Source organism: Brevibacillus agri, assembly GCF_004117055.1.
Classification (GTDB): Bacteria; Bacillota; Bacilli; order Brevibacillales; family Brevibacillaceae; genus Brevibacillus; species Brevibacillus agri.
In genome coordinates this window covers 1,373,468-1,389,732 of sequence record NZ_CP026363.1, presented here as the reverse complement: position 1 = coordinate 1,389,732, position 16,265 = coordinate 1,373,468, and the positions used below count along the sequence as shown (strand labels likewise).

Here is a 16,265-nt window from a genome sequence, read left to right as displayed (position 1 = left end):
TACAGCGGAGGATTGTTCATGACCATTCGCACAGAAGAACCGCAAGACTACCATACGACCGAGCAGGTGGTGCAAGCAGCGTTTGCTGGCCAGCCTTTCTGCGATCAAACGGAGCATTTGCTCGTCAAGCGCCTGCGGGAATCAGCCGAGTTCGTGCCTGCGCTCTCGCTCGTTTTCGAAGAGAACGGCCGCATCGTCGGCCATCTGCTGCTGAGCAAAATCAAGATCGAGCACGATGGCGGCTCCTTTGACGAGGCGCTTGCTCTCGCCCCCGTCTCCGTACTCCCCTCTCATCAGGGAAAAGGCATCGGGGCGGCACTCATCAACCATTCGATCAATGCCGCCCGAGCGCTCGGCTACAAAGCGCTTGTCGTGCTCGGACATGAGCGCTACTATCCCAAATTCGGCTTCCGCCCCGCCTCTCATTGGGGCATCCGCGCTCCGTTCGAGATTCCCGACGAGCTGTTTATGGCGCTGGAGCTTGCGCCCGGCAGCCTGGACGGGGTTCATGGCACGGTGCGTTATTCGCCTGCTTTTTCTGGCTGAAAAAAGCGTACAAAAAAGCCTTTTCCCTTCATCGCAACTGCTTTGCGCAGAGCGTAGACGGGAAAAGGCTTTTCTACTTCACGGCCATGTCCCCTCGTCGCCGACCGTGTTTCATCTCCCGCTGGTATTGGGCGAAGAGGCGGTCGACCAGAGAAGATGCGCCTTTTGGCTTTGGCCTCCTACTGCTTTTCCTCCAGCGCCTTCACGCCTTCTTGCAAAAACCGGGCATCCTGCCATTTCTGCTGCACGTTTGCGCGCCATTTTTCCGTCGTCAAAAGCGCTGCCAGATCGTCCCCGAACAGTTGCTGAATCCGGGAGCGAGTGACAGTCAGCGTCCGGTCCAAAAACCGGTAGTCAATCGTCTGCAAATTGTCGATCAAGGCGAAGGCGGCGACCGAATTGTAGAGCAGCATCTGCCGGATCGCTTTTTCATCCTCGCGCAGCTCGTCGGCTTCGTAATGAACTTCTATGGCAAATTCGTCGGAGCGCAACTGATACGACCGTTTCAAGTCTTTCAACGGCAGATGGTTGAACAGATTCAGGTTGGAAACATCGCCCATGTACTTGTTTTTGTACGGCAAAATCGTTTGCAGATCGTGCGTCAGCGGGCTTTGCTGGTCAGCGAGGTACTGCTCGGCAGCAAGCTCCTTTTTCGGGAGAATCCAGCCTTGAATGACAGCAAACAGGCCAATCCCGAGCAAGGCGAGCAACAAAATCAGCTTATTTTGCACGTCACTCCTCCTCTCTCGCTTCGCATTTCATGATCGCTTCTGGCAGCGCGTGCAGCAAAAGCGGCACGATGATCGACACGGCGGGCAGCACGTACTCTACCGCTACCGTGGCAAACTGGTAAGGCCCTGACAGGCTGACCGCTCTGGCGAACCATATATGGCTGGCAAAGTGAATCGCTGTCGTGTACGCGAAAGAAACCGCCATATACAGCGCCCACAGCGACCACCCGATTTTGCGCAACAGAAACGCCGTGCGCAAATTCAGCTCGCTCTTTTTTGCGGCAGCGGACAGGCGCTTGCTCCGGAGCAAGACGGCGTAGACGATTCCTTCGAGCAAACACAGTACCAACAAGCCGTGGTTTACCGAAATGCCCATCCCCCAAATGCGCAGCGGCATCGTCGCAATCCAGGCTACCAAAGTGTAGAGCAGGGCCCGCTGCAGCAGCTCTTGCCAAAAAGCAAGGACGTAGACCGACCGGCTTTCCCCGACGAGCGAATCGACCGAGGGAAGCTGGTCTGTCGCCTTTTTCACCGCCTGTTCCAGCGGCATCCCGTCTGCGACCAGATCCGCCACTCGCGCCTCCAGATTGCTCAGCACTTCCCACTTCAGCTCTTCGATTTGCCTGCTGCTTTTGTACTTGGCGAACAGCTTTTCCACATGGATTTGCAGACTATGCATTACGCTTCCTCCCGCCTTTCGATAAGCTGATCGATTAATTGCCTGGCAACCTTCCAGGACGCGAGCGCACTGGCATACGCCGCTCTTCCTGCCTCGGTCACCTGATAATATTTGCGCCTTCCGCCCTGGCTCTCATCGCCCCAGTACGACACGATCAGCTTTTGCGCCTCCAACCTTTTCAGGCTCGTGTACAAGGAAGGCTCTTTCAGCTCGTATTGTTCACCGCTGTTTTTGAAAATCGTTTTGATGATCTCGTAGCCGTAGCTGTCTTTTTCGCACAGCACCCGCAAAATGATCGCATCAATATGCCCGCGAATAATGTCGCTGCTGATGCTTTTGTCGCCCATCCGGTTCACCTCGCATGTACAGCATAACACATATTACTACGCATGACAAAGTAATGTGTATGAAGAAGTATGGCACGCATGCTTGAGCGCCCGCCGCCGCCCAGGCGCACTGGACCGATAACGCCGGAAGCTGTGCTGCTGTGCCCGTGCGCAAAACAAAAAAGCCCTCTTTTGCAAGAGAGCTTTTGCCGTCTGTCTGCCTGTATGCTGCTATTCGATCGCCGCCAGCTCGCGTCCGAGGAATTTGGCTACTTCCAGCATGCCGTAAATTCCCGAAGCCGCTTCGGCGTCCGAGTTGTAGTTCGTATTCGTGTTGATGTCATAGGTGAAAATTTCCCCGTCGCGGTTGCGGATGAACTCGATGCCTGCGACCTGGATTTTGTTCGCCGTCAAAAAGCGCTCGTACTGCTGAATAATCGGATCCGCAAAGCCTTCGATCACCTGGAACTTCGGCTTCGCAGGCACTTCCTCGCCCACCGGGCAGAACAGGTCGCCGATCTGGCACGCATCTGCCGGGCACAGTTCGAAGCCTTCCGACGTATCGACCTTCACCGCATAAATGAAGCGGCCGCCCACGAACTCACAGCGGGTAATGTACGGCTCCGGCGCCTGGATGTACTCCTGGATCAGCGTAATGCCGTCTACCGGCTCGTCAAAATCCGGGCCGTTCACATAAGCCGCCAACGCTTCCTGCGAATGGAACAACTGTACGCCCAAGCCTTTTCCTGCTCGGTTATGCTTGGTGATGAACGGCTGGCTTGCAAACGACTGTGCCGCATTTATCAGTTGCTTGCGCCCGACGGTGGCGATCGTCTTCGGCGTGCGAATTCCGAACTCGCCAAGCGCGAGGTATTGCGCCACCTTGCTCACTTCCAGCCGAAGCGCGCTCGTGCCGTTGAACACCTTGCGCCCGTGGCTTTCCAGCCAGTTCAGAACCGCTGCCGTCAGCTCCGGCGCATAGCGATGATCGCGGGTGTGGGAGGAAGCGCTCATGCGGCTGTAAAAAACGCCATTCGGCGGCTCTGCCGTCAAATCGACAGCGCCCTCGTCCAGATGCCATTCCTCATACGGCAGTCCCAGCTCTTGCAAACGTTTGGTCAAATGCACGGTCCACTCGCTGTTTTCATGGATGACGTAAATCTTTTTCATCGAAAAATCTCCTCTTTTCTGTCAGACTGCCCGCTCATCGCTGTGACCGGAACGGATGGCTTACGAAAGGCTGTGGCTCGCTTCGCGCAAGCTCTCTACCAGCGGCATGACTTCTTTGGCAAACCGCTCCATTTCCTCCAGTTGCGGCGAAAATTGCAGCAGCAGAAGATCAATGCCCGCTTGTTCGTAGGCGAGAATCGTCTTGGCGATATGCTCCGGCGTGCCGACCAGATTCGGGCGCAAGCCGCGGTTGGAGACGGAATAGTCCCGCAATTGAATCTGTGTTTCCAACTGGGATTTATTGATAAAGTCCTGATAGCCTGCATAGCCGCTCGATTCTTTCACGTCGGTGATGCGCGCCAGCTCCTCCTGCGCCTCTTCATCCGTCGCGCGGCAAATGACGTAGGCCGCCATGCCAAACGCTGCAAACGGCGCTTGTCCCGTCGCCTGGCGACGCTGTTTCATGTCGTTGATTTTTCGCTCGATTTCCTCTACGGTGCCTCCGTGCATGACATAAGCATCGCACGCTGCGGAAATCACCTGCTTGCCACGCTCGCTTTCCCCGCCCGCGTACAATACCGGATTCGGCTTTTGCACTGGTTTTGGCGCAAGTTTGGCTTCGCGAATTTGATAAAATTTTCCGTCATAGCTGAACGTTTCCTGCGTCCACAACCCTTTTAAAACGTCCAAAAATTCCAGCGTTCTCTCGTAGCGCTCGTCGTGCTCGGTAAAAATGCCGCCGTATTGCCGGGCTTCTTCCTCCCACCAGGCCGAGACGACGTTCAAGGTAAAGCGTCCGTTGCTGATGTGGTCGATGTTTGCCGCCATTTTTGCCGTAACGGCCGGGTTGTGAAAACCAGGGCGCACAGCGGTCATGATCTCGATTTTTTCCGTCACGGCTGCCAGTGCCGCTGCTGTCGACCACGCTTCGAGCGAGTCTTGTTCCGGGCCTTTGATGTCGTTCAAGTACAGCTCGGCGATGAGCGTCGTATCGAATCCCCACTTCTCCGCTGACTGGATGACTTGTTTTGCGTAATCAAAGGTAGGCGGCATTTGTTCATCTTCCACATTGCGAAGCCAACCGCCAAAGATCGGGAGCCAAAAGCCGTATTTCATCGTTCTCTACTCCTTTGCACGTGCGGGAATCGTGTTGCGCACTATAAAAGCAAAGTAATCCTACTACAAAAGTACGGATATTTCAATACGGAGAATTGGCAAAGTGAGCGCGTATTTGCCGCTTGGAAAATTTCTCCCCCGCCACGCCTTTTGTTGCACGCATGCCAACATGAAAAAACTCCCGCCAGGAGAAAATCTTCCAGCAAGAGTTCGGGAATGCCCATCGTCTGTCGATGAGGAAAAATGTGTTTACTGTTCACAGAGTGGGGACAGGATAATAGTAACTTCATCATGTTATTGCCGCAAAGGAGCTGATTTGCAAATGTCTCGTCAATGGTTCCGGCAGCTTCGCTATCCCCTCATCGCACTGGCCGTAACATTAACGCTGCTTTGGACGCATCACCAGCGCTTGCATACTTCCTACGCCGCCACTACGCGGTCGCACACCGTCACGATCTCCAGCGCCGGCTTTTTGCCCAACCAGCTAACGGCGCGGGCAGGCGAGCGCGTCTCGTTAATGATCGTCAACGCGGATACGCGCCCGCACAATCTCTCCATTCGCGATCTGAACCTGTCCTCGACAGAGCTGAAGCCGACGCAGTCTACGATGCTGCAGTTTTCTGCCGATAAAAAAGGGCGGTTTTTCTTTGTCTCGGACGCCCCCGGCTACCCGGAGAGCGGCTACCAAGGCATGCTTGTCATTGAGTAGCCTCGACTTTGTCGTCGGGAGCCGCTTGCTTCCACGGCCCATACGTAATCAAAACAAGCGGAATGATCCCGATTACCGTGATGATGCCAAAAAACAAATAGATGCCTAGCGTAGAATACGAATCTTTGATCCAGCCAGCCACGAGATTGCACAGCATCGTCCCCAGCCCGCCTCCTACCGAAAAGAAGATGGCCAGCGCCGTCACCTGCAGGGAGGCGGGCGTATTTTCGCGCACAAACTGGGCAGCCGTCGCCAAGTAAAAACCTACCGAGATGCCTTGAATGAAAAACATGGCGATAACGAACGTCGTGCTGGGTGCCGAACTGTACCAGAGCCAGCGCGCCGCCCCGCACACAGCAGCGAGCAGCAGCGTCAGCTCCAGGCCCCACCTCCGCACGAAAACGCCTGCCAGCTTCATAAACGGCGCTTCACTGCCTGCAAACAGCAGAAAAGCCAGCCCCACTCCCGCCACCGTGCCGCCAATCTCCTGATAAAACAAGGAAAACCAGATGTTGTTCGCGTTCACCGCGCCAAGCACGCAAAAGGACGCCAGCAAAAACAGCAGGTAGCGCGGAAGCCGCAGCAAATCCCGCATGCCAGCCAGCATGCCGACGCGAAAGCGCGACGTCTCCTCGGACTCGTCCGGCACCCGCAGCAAAAACAGCATGGCGATCAACAGCGCGAGACAGTAGGAGTAAAACAGCACGGATGGCCCCCACTGTTCGACGAGAAGCCCTGTCACAAAGGCGGCGAGCGCAAAGCCAACCGCTCCCCACAGCCGGATGTCGCCGAATTGCAGGCCGTTTTTTTTCGCGTAGCCCAAAGCCAGACTGTCCGAAATCGGAATGACGGCGCTCTGAAAAAATGAGAGGATCAAATAGAGCAGGAAAACAAAGGCGAAGCTGGACACGCCGACGAAGAAAAGTCCGGCCAGTCCCGAAGCGACAAGCGTCAGAATCAAGACAGTTTTGCGAATTTGAAAGCGGTCACAAAACAGCCCCCACATCGGCTGGGCGACAATCGAAACGATGGGAGCGACTGCGCTAATCAAGCCGATCTGGGTGCCCGTGAGCGAAATCGAGTTGTAGTACTGCGTAATCAGCGGAGAAAACGCACCAAACCCGTAGTAAACAAAAAGATAAAGGGCGCAAAGACTGAAGTATCTTCCGCCAGCGCCCGAAAGTCCCATACCGGAATGTGATCCTGGCATATCGTTCTCCTATTTCACCCTCGGCAATATTTTCTCCATGTCGACGGTTCGTTTCTTCTCCCATGTAGCCGGGTTGAACTCATCGAATTGCTCCAGGAAGGTAATCACTTCTTTGGTCAAAGGAGTTGGCGTGGAAGCGCCCGACGTCACCGCAACGTTTTTCTTTCCGCGCAGCCACTCGATGTCGAGCTCGGACAAATCCGCAATCCGATAGGACGGCACATTCGCGATCTCTTCCGACACCTGCGCCAGACGGTTGGAGTTGTTGCTGCGCGGATCGCCCACGACAATACACAGGTCTGCCTCGCCCGCCTGCGTCGCGACTGCTTCCTGGCGCACTTGGGTAGCCAGGCAAATTTCGTTGTGCACCTCTACCCCAGGGAAACGGTGCAGGATGGCATCCATTAAATGTTTGACATCCCACTGGCTCATCGTAGTCTGGTTAGTGACAATCAGCTTGTCGGTCGGGATGTCGAGCGCGTCCAGCTCTTCCAGCTTTTGCACGAGATGCACGCGGTCCGGCGCGATGCCGACTGCCCCCTCCGGCTCCGGATGCCCTTTTTTCCCGATGTAGATCACATGGTAGCCATCCGCAATTTTTTCGCGGATCAGGTCGTGCGTCTTCGTCACGTCCGGGCAGGTCGCATCGACAACGGTCAAGCCTTTGTCCCGCGCTTTTTTCCGCACCTCCGGAGAGACGCCATGGGCGGTGAAGATGACGGTTCCTTCGTTCACCTGGTCCAAAAGCGCCAGCCGATCTTCTCCATCCAATGTTTTAATGCCTTGTTTTTCAAACGCCTCGACGACGTGGGCATTGTGTACGATCATGCCCAAAATGTGAATCGGGCGGGGAAGGTCAAAGTTTTGCGCTGTACGCAGCGCCAAAACCATGGCATCGACAACACCGTAGCAATATCCGCGGGGGGAAATCTTGATGACTTCCATCTGTACCCCTCCTAAATTTCTAATGACGTTCGCCCACTATTATACCTTATTTGCCTGCTGCCCGCTTCTGTTCGTAAACCTTCAGATTATTGTAGACAACTTTCAGGAGCGGCGTGGACAAGCCTTTTTGTTCGGCGTGCTTTAACAGGTAGCCTTGCAGGTGGTCGGCTTCGACCGGGAGTCCTTTTTCCATGTCGCGCAGCATGGACGATTTCGCTTGCGGGCGCTGGTTTTGGAACGTTTCCATTTGCTTTTCCACGATATCCGGCTTGATCGGCGCTTCCAGTGCCTGCATGACGGACACGATCTCCTCCGCCAACTGTCTGGTCAGCTCCACGCCATAGGCGGACTCGCGAATCGGACCGACAGCCGAGTTCATGAGCGTCGTAATTCCGGAGAACGTCGCGATGAACAAATATTTGTGCCAAGCCTCGCGCTGGATGTTGTTGCTCGCCCGCATCGTTCCATTGATTTTGGAAAAAGCTTGCTCCAGCCGCTCTACGCGCTCGCTTTTTCCGCCTTCCCACTCGCCGAACACCGCATCGTGAATCGGACTTGTCTGCACGACGTCGCCTTCTGCGTTTAACGTCGTTTCAATGAAACAAAGGCCGCCAAGCACCCGTTCGCGTCCAAAGCGATCCCGTAGCGGCTCCATGTGAGCCATCCCGTTCAACAGCGGAATCACGATCGTGTCGTCTCCGACATAAGGGGCAATCGCATCCATGCTCTCTGCGAGCGTGTACGCTTTGTTGGACAAAAGGACGACGTCGAACGACCCTGCCGCCTCGCCCGCCTGAATCATCTGCGGACGCTCCAGGTGCAGGTCGCCATGGATGCTCAGCACCCGCAAGCCTCGCTCCTGCAGTTGCTTGTATCTACGTTCACGCACCAGAAACGTTACATCCACACCCGACTCTGCCAGTCGGCCGCCAAAATAACCTCCGATTCCTCCTGCCCCCAGTACCAGTACCTTCATCATGATCGCCTCCGCGTTTATTCATAATAGTTCGTCTATATTCTACAAAAACGGAACCAAATTCTAAACCCCGCAATATCATGTTAGAAAAACTAACATTTTAAGTAAGAAAACCTCTTGACGAACATTGTCTGTTATAGCTATAATTCGAAATATAGAAATTCACGAAAACACGAACAATAAATATTCAAATACGAAAATATTTCGCGAATGGAGTGGGTTGTTTTGGATATGAAAACTGTCTTGTCCACCATTGATGCAGAAAAAGTGGAATATGTGGACTTCCGCATTGTCGATTTGCTTGGCCGCCAGCACCATGTTACGGTTCCTGCTTACGCAGTAGACGAAGGCACTTTCCGTAACGGCGTCGCCTTCGACGGCTCCAGCCTCATCGGCTACAAATCCATCGAAGAGAGCGACATGGTCGCGATGCCTGATCCTTCCTCCGCTTTCATCGATCCGTTTGTCGAAGCGAAAACGATGAACATCATCTGTAACATTGTCAATCCGGACAACACCACATACACCCGCGATCCACGCGGCATTGCCCTCAAAGCAGAGGCGTATCTGCAACAAACCGGACTGGCTACGGCCGCCTACTTCGGCCCGGAATCGGAATTTTTCCTGTTCGACAGCGTGCGCTACGACTCCGGCCCATCCGGTTCGTTCTTCCACATCGACTCGGAGGAAGCGTTCTGGAACACCGGAAAAGAAGGGCAAAACCTGGGCTACAAAGTGCGCAACAAAGGCGGCTACTTCCCGGTACAGCCAACTGACTCGCAAATGGACATCCGCAACGAAATGTGCACTCTGATGACCAAAGCCGGCCTGCATGTAGAGCGTCATCACCACGAAGTGGCGACCGCCGGCCAAGGCGAGATCAACTTCCGCTTCGACACGTTGACTCGCACGGCTGACAACCTGCTCTTGTTCAAATACATCGTGCGCAACGTAGCAGCGAAGCACGGCAAAACAGCGACCTTCATGCCCAAGCCAATCGTCGGCGACAACGGTTCCGGCATGCACGTCCACCAAAGCTTGTTCAACGGCGACACTCCGCTGTTCTACGAGCAAGGCGGCTACGCCAACCTGAGCGAGACAGCGCTCTACTACATCGGCGGCATTTTGCACCACGCCCCAGCCTTGATCGCGCTGACCAACCCGAGCACCAACTCGTTCAAGCGTCTGGTTCCTGGCTACGAAGCGCCTGTTAACCTGGTCTTCTCCAAAGGAAACCGCTCTGCCGCCGTACGGATTCCAGTCGCCGCGGTAACGCCAAAAGCGTCCCGGATCGAATTCCGCACGCCAGACTCCACCGCCAACCCATACCTGGCCTTCGCTGCCATGCTGATGGCTGGCCTGGACGGCATCAAGCGCAAGCTCGACCCGCGCGAACTCGGCTACGGCCCGCTGGATCGCAACATCTACGACCTGTCCGACGCAGAAAAGCATGAAATCAAGCGCGCTCCTGGCTCCCTGGAGGAAGCCTTGACTGCCCTCGAACAAGACCACGCTTTCCTGCTCGAAGGCGACGTCTTCAACAAGGAAGTCATCGAAAGCTGGATCGCCCTGAAGCGCGCGGATATTCAACAAGTAGAGCGCACGGTGAATCCGAAAGAGTTTGAGTTGTACTACGATCTGTAAGATTTGTTCATACAAAATAGCCCGTTAATTACGCTGGTTTTTCACCCTTGATTCCTCAAAATAGGGACACTTCGGTGATAATTTACACAAAAAGGCACAGGTTTTACCCATAAAACAACTTAGCCCTTCCCGTTTTGGTATTATCCCCTCATGGTAGACAGTGAAAAAAGACCTCATGGTATGATGAGATCAACACTGTTGACCGGAGGGGATTTTCTTATGCCGCCACGTAAAGGGCAAAAACAGCAGCAATATGACGAAGCAACGAAGAGCGAAGCAGTACGTTTGCGGGTTGAGGAGCATTGGAGCTACCCAATGATAATGGAGAAATTAGGCATTAAAAGTAAGACGCAGATTCGGGAGTGGGTACAGAAACGGCAAAACGGTGAAACGTTTGAAGACTATAGAGGGCGATGGATCAAGAAGTATTTCAGCAGTCTAGAGGAAGAGAACAACTACTTGAAAGCGCAGGTCGAATACCTAAAAAAGCTCAATCCAAATCTACACGGGGAGGGAAGTTGGATAAGCAAACCCGGTTTAGGACGATCGAAGAAATGAGTCGCAAGTACGCTGTGGTCATGCTATGCGAAATAGCGGAGGTCTCCCGGGCGGGCTACTACAAGTGGAAGGCGACGGAGAAGGTTCGTAAGGTACGTGTGGAGCAGGATGCCGACCTAAAGGAACATATACTGGCAATTCACCGCATTCGCCCATACTTTGGGTATAAACGAATGCGCACGGCTCTACGCAAAGAGGGACTACAAGTAAATACGAAGAAAGTTCGCCGACTGATGCGAGAATTGGGCATCCGCTCAGTGATCCGCAAAAAGCGTCCATTTGCCGGCCGCAAGCCCTCCATCGTGTTCAACAATGTCCTTAATCGCCAGTTCGCTGCGGACGAGGCTAGAAAGAAATATGTAACCGATATTACCTATATTCGAGTCGTCGATGACTTCATTTATCTGTCCGTGGTCCTGGATCTGTATAATAACGAAACGGTTGCTTGGGAAGTGTCGGAGAGAAACGATCTTGATCTTGTGCTGTCTACGGTGAAGCAACTGGGTAATGGAGATGCGATCCTGCACTCCGACCAAGGATTCCAGTACACTACCAAGACATACGCAAATCTGTTGCAAGAACAAGGGCTAACCGGAAGCCATTCCAGACGGGGGAACTGCTTCGACAACGCTTGTGTTGAATCGTTTTTTTCACACCTGAAGACGGAAAAGTTGTATCTGGAGAAACCAAGAGATATAGCTCACGCTCGCAAACTGATCGCTGAATACATCGAATTCTACAATACAGAACGGTTCCAGAAAAAACTCGGCGACCTCTCCCCAGTCCAATACCGGGAATCGATCGCCGCTTAAGATAGCGTCTTTTTTTAGTGTCTACTTGACGGGGCTATGACCAGGCCGAGAAGGGCTTTTGGCGCGGGCTACGACTTTCCTGTCAAATACTCGTCTTTCGCCTTTTTTTCCTGTTCTTCGTTGGTCATTTCTTTTTCCAGGACATTGAACATGAGCTGGTCTTTGACTTTGCCGGGGAATTCTTTTTGCTCCACGCCAGCAAGCCCTGAGCTCAAGGAATCGTGTTCCATCGCGATACCTCCAGAGGAATTTTGAGGTTAAGATGCCCCAAAAAAACAGCGGCCATGCACGGCGCTCGGAAACCACCCATACACGGCGTTCGCCACCAATCAGCGCAATCCCCGTTATCCGGCAGGCAGGAAAAGCCCCATTGAAGCGAATGAGACAGCGCCAAGCAAAAGCGGTCATCCAAAACGTCAGACCGACCACAGGCACAGCAGCCGGCCTCCTTTCCTTTTGCCCAAAACCGCGCAACGTTTGGCACGCAAAAAAGCGGCCGCCGAGACGACCGCTTGCCTGTACCTTATCTACCGGACCATCACCTGTCCGGCCAGCCGTGTTTTTAATTCCTCCAGCGAACACGGAATCCGTTCGCCCGCCTCCCGCCTCCATTCAGGCGGCAACGCATCCCACAGCTCGGCGATCAGCGGCATGCCCAAATGCAGGCTTTCCAGCATTTCTCTTCGCGCCAGCGCCTCCTGGGGCTCTCCGGCAAAAATCAGCCGGCCTTCATCCATGACGCAAATCCACTCCGCCCATTCGAAAGCGATGTCCATATCGTGGGTCGCCATCAGCACGGTCGTGCCGTTTTGGTGAATGGCATCCAGCTCGCGCAGCAAATTTTTGGTCTGGTAACGGTCGAGGTAGGCCGTAGGCTCATCCAACAGCAGCAGCTCCGGCGCAAGCACCATGACCCCGGCAAGGGCGAGACGCCGCTTTTGTCCCAGGCTGAGGTGGTGAATCGGAACGTCCGCCAGCTCTGTCATGCCAAACGCGTCCAGGACAGCCCGCACTTTCTCGCGGATTACGTCGGCGGGCAAGTTCCGGTTGCACAGCCCGTAGGAAATATCCTCGGCGACCGTGCTGGCGATCAACTGATGCTCCGGGTCCTGGAAGACCAGCCCGACTTTTTGCGTCATCTCTTGCAAGGCAGCGCGTTTGTAGCTGAGGGGCGTTCCTCGCCACAGCACTTGCCCTTGCTGCGGCTGGATGATGCCGTTCCCGTGCAAAAACAAGGTGGACTTGCCGCAGCCGTTTCGCCCGAGCAAGGCGCATTTTTTCCCCTCCGGAATGCCCAGGGACAACCCTTTCAGGACAGGGCCACGGCCGCCTGGATAGGCGTAGTGCAAATCAACAAATTCCAACAGCCATGATGTCAAAGCATTACCCTCCTGTCCACCACTCCAGCAAAATCAGCAAAATACAGCCTGCGATTGACTCTGCTTCATATCGGCCGGAGCGAGAATGAGTGTGCAAGGAAAGCACCTGCAGGCTTTCCCCGAAGCCTCTCGCTGCCATCCCTTTGTACAGCGCATCGTACTTGCGCATGGACCTGACGAACAACTGCGCGGCCAGTCCGCTCGCATCCCGCAGCATCGCCCGGAACCCGCGATGGCCTCCGCGCGCGCGCTGGGCAATCCACAGTTGATGAGAGACGCCGAGCAGCACGAAAATAAAACGGTACGTAATCATGAGCAAATCCGTCACGATGACCGGAAGTTTCAGCTTGCGCAGCACTTGCAAAATCTCGGCAAACGGCACGGTAAACAAGACAAAAGCAAAGCAGGCGAGGCTGGCCATCGTCCGCCAAAAAAGCAGCCACACCTTGTCGAGCGCGCTTGCCGGAACGTAGACCAGATACGGCCCGATCTTCCACGCCGCAACTGCCTGGACGACCGCCCCTGCATCCGCTCTTACTGCTTCCAGCAACAGCGCCGGAAGCCCCAGGACAAAAAACGACAGGGACAAGATGAAAAATCCGAAATAGAAACGGACGGGAATACGGGCATACACCATTACCCATACTCCCATCCATAGACAAATCGCCATCTGCAACCATTCATGTCCCGTCAAAACGAGCAAAATCAGCACGCCCGCAAACAGGAGCTTGTGCTCAGGCGGCAAAAATCGCAGCCGGTTTTGATAGGAAAGCGAATCAAGCTGCTGCCAATTCATTTTTTATGCTTATCCAGCCGGCCCTTGTACAATCCCACGGCATAGCCGACAACGCCCGCCCCGAGCGCCGCTTGCACCGCGAACAGCAAGCTCTCTGTCTCGCCACCTGGCGGTTCAAGCAACGGCTCGAACCACGGCTCGTAAGCAGGGGCGATTTCCTTGATCGCTTCCTCAGCCGCTCCATCTGCTCCCCCGAACTCCGAATCCTGCACCAACAGCAACGGCACAACCGCCAGCAAGACTACGCCCAGGAGCAGCAGCCAGTTCATCCCTTTTTTCACAGCGATTCCTCCCGTTTCAGCAGGCGAAGTTGCGCCAGCTCTTTTGCATTGTAAGACTGCAGCCAGTTCCAGACGAGCACGGTCAAAAGCCCTTCGCTGATCGCCAACGGAACCTGGGTGATGGCAAAAATTCCTGCGAATTTCGCGAACGATGCCATAACGCCGCCGGATTCAGCCGGGAAAGCCAAAGCCAACTGCACGGAGGTCACGACATAAGTAGCCAAGTCTGCGAGCGCAGCAGCAGCGAATACGGCCAAACGCTGTCCGCCGTTTCCGCGCACGATCAGGCGATAGACGCCGTAAGCTACCATCGGCCCTACTACTGCCATGGACACCGCATTGGCTCCAAGCGTCGTCAGCCCTCCATGCGCCAAAAGCAGCGCCTGGAACAGCAGCACCAGGCTGCCGAGCACGGACATGACCCACGGGCCAAACATGATCGCGCCAAGCCCGGTTCCCGTCGGGTGCGAGCTGCTGCCCGTCACCGAAGGAATTTTCAGCGCAGACAACACAAAGGCAAACGCGCCGGATACGCCGATCAGCAGCTTCATTTGCGGATGCTCCTTGACGATTTTGTTCAAGGAACGAATGCCGAAAATAAAAAATGGAATAAATACTACCCACCAAAACAGCGCCCAGCCCAGCGGCAAATACCCTTCCATGATGTGCATCGCGTGGGACGTCTGCGGTTCATTTACGAGAAAATAAAGGACAAAGCCTGCAATCAACAGACAGGTCGAAACGAAACGGGATCGATTCAAGACATTTCCTCCTCCTTTGCTGTTCTTTCTTTTTTCACCAACAAAAAAACCTCATCCGCTAGCAGACGAGGTATGCGCACAAAAACAACAGACCGTTGGCACAGTCCTATTGCTTCGTATTCACCGCTCCTTTCCGCGAAGGTATTCCTGGGTGTGGCAAGTAGGTAGGTCTCCTGGCTTTCAGCTCATCGCGCTCTTTGTCCTTCCCCATATGAATATGAGTGGCTCTATCTCAAAGAGAACTCCCTGATTACAGTGGCGGGACCGCTCGGGACTTTCACCCGATTCCCTGTTACCCTTTATGCGGCTTGCACATAAAGGCACCTATCGCCGACGATATGCAATTGTTAGATAGTTCTTGCTTGTCCCACATTATTATACAGAATCAAGGGAAAAAGCGGAAGAATATAATCAGCGGAGTATAACTGCGTAAAAAAACCGATGCCCCGCCATTCCGGGAGTCATCGGTCTTTGTTGCATCCGCTTCTTTTTTATGCTTACGACCTGGCGTCCACGCCGACCGCTTCGCTGATGTGGGAAAAGCCGTCGCGCTTCAACAGTTGCAAAAGCTTTTTGTTGATTTGCTTGGAGATGCCCGGGCCTTGATAAATCATTCCGGTGTACACTTGCACGAGACTTGCGCCCGCCCGGATTTTCGCGTACGCATCTTCCCCCGTGAAAATGCCCCCTACGCCAATGATCGGCACCTTGTCGCCCACTTCCTGGTAAATTTCTTTTACCCAGGCAGTCGAACGCTCTGTCAGCGGTTTTCCGCTCAGTCCTCCCGCTTCCTCGGCATAGTGATGCCCTTGAACGGCTTCACGCGACAAGGTCGTATTGGTGGCAATAATGCCGGAAATGCCCTCTTCCACCGCTCCTTGCACGACATCGCGCATGTGCTCGTCGGACATGTCGGGGGCTACTTTGAGCAGAATCGGCTTTTTCTGAATGCCGCGCGCTTCCATTTCCGCCGCTTTTTCGCGCACCGCCCGCACCAGCAGCCGCATGCTCTCGGTTTCCTGCAAATCGCGAAGATTGGGCGTATTCGGAGAGCTGATATTAATGACGAAATAATGGCCGTACGAATAGAGCATGTCCAGGCATTTGATATAGTCAGAAGCCGCTTCCTCATTGGGAGTGACTTTGTTTTTGCCAATGTTGATCCCGATCGGAACATCGGAATACGCGTAATCGACCAGGTGCTGCGAAGCCAAATAAGCACCGTGGTTGTTGAAGCCCATCCGGTTGATGATCGCCTCGTGCTCAGGCAGGCGAAACAGGCGCGGCCGCGGATTGCCCGGCTGTCCTTGCGGGGTCAATGTCCCGACTTCCACGAACCCGAACCCGAGCGCACCCAGTGCATGATACACTTCGGCATTTTTGTCAAAACCGGCGGCGAGCCCTACCGGATTGGGAAACGTCATTCCCCACAGCTTTGTGGCAAGACGCTCGTCCTTCACCTGAAACATCATTCGCAGCAAGCTTTTTCCCGGAGCAGAATCTTCCACCAGCTTCAGGGCATCAACCGTTCTTTCATGAATCTCTTCCGTATCCATCTGGAACAGATATTTCCTAATGAGCTTATACATCCCGGCTGCACTCCTTACTCCATTTTTACCTCATTGT

Annotated in this window: 18 protein-coding genes and 1 riboswitch; of the genes, 4 read left to right on the top strand and 14 right to left on the bottom strand. The window is 54.4% G+C overall.

The window, feature by feature from the left end:
- The first annotated feature begins 18 nt into the window (after positions 1-18).
- The gene (locus BA6348_RS06925) at positions 19-546 is read left to right on the top strand and encodes a GNAT family N-acetyltransferase (RefSeq protein ID WP_081414677.1); all 528 of its coding nucleotides are present in this window, start codon (positions 19-21) and stop codon (positions 544-546) included.
- A gap of 179 nt (positions 547-725) precedes the next feature.
- On the opposite strand, the gene BA6348_RS06920 is transcribed toward BA6348_RS06925, so the two are convergent.
- The 5 genes from BA6348_RS06920 to BA6348_RS06900 form a co-directional block, all read right to left on the bottom strand.
- Positions 726-1,277, bottom strand: coding sequence for a DUF4825 domain-containing protein (locus tag BA6348_RS06920; RefSeq protein WP_122953075.1), 552 nt, complete (start codon positions 1,275-1,277; stop codon positions 726-728).
- 1 nt (position 1,278) lies between these two features.
- Positions 1,279-1,956, bottom strand: coding sequence for a permease prefix domain 1-containing protein (locus tag BA6348_RS06915; RefSeq protein WP_122953076.1), 678 nt, complete (start codon positions 1,954-1,956; stop codon positions 1,279-1,281).
- Complete coding sequence (locus BA6348_RS06910) at positions 1,956-2,303, bottom strand: PadR family transcriptional regulator (RefSeq protein ID WP_005833681.1); 348 nt, start codon at positions 2,301-2,303, stop codon at positions 1,956-1,958. The genes BA6348_RS06915 and BA6348_RS06910 overlap by 1 nt, the downstream gene beginning before the upstream one ends.
- 210 nt (positions 2,304-2,513) lie before the next feature.
- Entirely contained in the window at positions 2,514-3,452 is a 939-nt protein-coding gene (locus BA6348_RS06905) for an ATP-grasp domain-containing protein (RefSeq protein ID WP_025846279.1), read from the bottom strand.
- 60 nt (positions 3,453-3,512) lie between these two features.
- A complete protein-coding gene (locus BA6348_RS06900) occupies positions 3,513-4,568 on the bottom strand; it encodes an LLM class flavin-dependent oxidoreductase (protein ID WP_005835715.1) in 1,056 nt (351 codons plus the stop codon).
- A 322-nt stretch (positions 4,569-4,890) separates the two neighbouring features.
- On the opposite strand from BA6348_RS06900, the gene BA6348_RS06895 reads away from it, so the two are divergent.
- A complete protein-coding gene (locus BA6348_RS06895; protein ID WP_005835716.1) occupies positions 4,891-5,277 on the top strand; it encodes a cupredoxin domain-containing protein in 387 nt (128 codons plus the stop codon).
- Here BA6348_RS06895 and BA6348_RS06890 read toward each other — a convergent pair.
- Genes BA6348_RS06890 through BA6348_RS06880 form a run of 3 tightly spaced genes read right to left on the bottom strand, consistent with a single transcriptional unit; the run spans position 5,267 to position 8,408 of the window.
- A complete protein-coding gene (locus tag BA6348_RS06890) occupies positions 5,267-6,487 on the bottom strand; it encodes an MFS transporter (RefSeq protein ID WP_025846280.1) in 1,221 nt (406 codons plus the stop codon). The two genes, BA6348_RS06895 and BA6348_RS06890, sit on opposite strands and share 11 nt — an antisense overlap.
- Before the next feature lie 9 nt (positions 6,488-6,496).
- Positions 6,497-7,432 carry a 4-hydroxy-3-methylbut-2-enyl diphosphate reductase gene (locus BA6348_RS06885; protein WP_007787421.1) on the bottom strand — a complete coding sequence of 312 codons (936 nt, stop codon included), beginning with the start codon at positions 7,430-7,432 and terminating at the stop codon, positions 6,497-6,499.
- Positions 7,433-7,478: 46 nt separating this feature from the next.
- Entirely contained in the window at positions 7,479-8,408 is a 930-nt protein-coding gene (locus tag BA6348_RS06880; RefSeq protein WP_026556995.1) for a ketopantoate reductase family protein, read from the bottom strand.
- A gap of 225 nt (positions 8,409-8,633) precedes the next feature.
- On the opposite strand from BA6348_RS06880, the gene glnA reads away from it, so the two are divergent.
- Positions 8,634-10,052 (top strand): type I glutamate--ammonia ligase, encoded by a 1,419-nt coding sequence (gene glnA, locus BA6348_RS06875; RefSeq protein WP_005835723.1) that lies wholly within the window; start codon positions 8,634-8,636, stop codon positions 10,050-10,052.
- 219 nt (positions 10,053-10,271) lie between these two features.
- Positions 10,272-11,422 (top strand): IS3 family transposase gene (locus BA6348_RS06870; protein WP_369750415.1). Its coding sequence is split into 2 segments (ribosomal slippage): positions 10,272-10,530 and positions 10,530-11,422, totalling 1,152 coding nucleotides; the frame shifts between segments, so codons are not numbered across the junction.
- 68 nt (positions 11,423-11,490) lie between these two features.
- On the opposite strand, the gene BA6348_RS26530 is transcribed toward BA6348_RS06870, so the two are convergent.
- From BA6348_RS26530 to BA6348_RS06845, 6 genes are all read right to left on the bottom strand, one after another.
- Entirely contained in the window at positions 11,491-11,652 is a 162-nt protein-coding gene (locus BA6348_RS26530; protein WP_005835728.1) for a hypothetical protein, read from the bottom strand.
- Between the two features lie 297 nt (positions 11,653-11,949).
- Entirely contained in the window at positions 11,950-12,801 is an 852-nt protein-coding gene (locus tag BA6348_RS06865) for an energy-coupling factor ABC transporter ATP-binding protein (protein ID WP_025846863.1), read from the bottom strand.
- Between the two features lie 4 nt (positions 12,802-12,805).
- Entirely contained in the window at positions 12,806-13,597 is a 792-nt protein-coding gene (gene cbiQ, locus BA6348_RS06860) for a cobalt ECF transporter T component CbiQ (protein ID WP_122953390.1), read from the bottom strand.
- Entirely contained in the window at positions 13,594-13,878 is a 285-nt protein-coding gene (locus BA6348_RS06855; RefSeq protein ID WP_005835876.1) for an energy-coupling factor ABC transporter substrate-binding protein, read from the bottom strand. Before BA6348_RS06855 ends, cbiQ begins: the two co-directional genes overlap by 4 nt.
- On the bottom strand, positions 13,875-14,639 hold the full coding sequence (locus tag BA6348_RS06850) for an energy-coupling factor ABC transporter permease (protein WP_025846860.1): 765 nt from the start codon (positions 14,637-14,639) through the stop codon (positions 13,875-13,877). The genes BA6348_RS06855 and BA6348_RS06850 overlap by 4 nt, the downstream gene beginning before the upstream one ends.
- Before the next feature lie 146 nt (positions 14,640-14,785).
- Positions 14,786-14,982, bottom strand: a riboswitch (cobalamin riboswitch).
- A gap of 154 nt (positions 14,983-15,136) precedes the next feature.
- Positions 15,137-16,228 (bottom strand): quinone-dependent dihydroorotate dehydrogenase, encoded by a 1,092-nt coding sequence (locus BA6348_RS06845; protein ID WP_005835873.1) that lies wholly within the window; start codon positions 16,226-16,228, stop codon positions 15,137-15,139.
- Positions 16,229-16,265 lie beyond the last annotated feature (37 nt).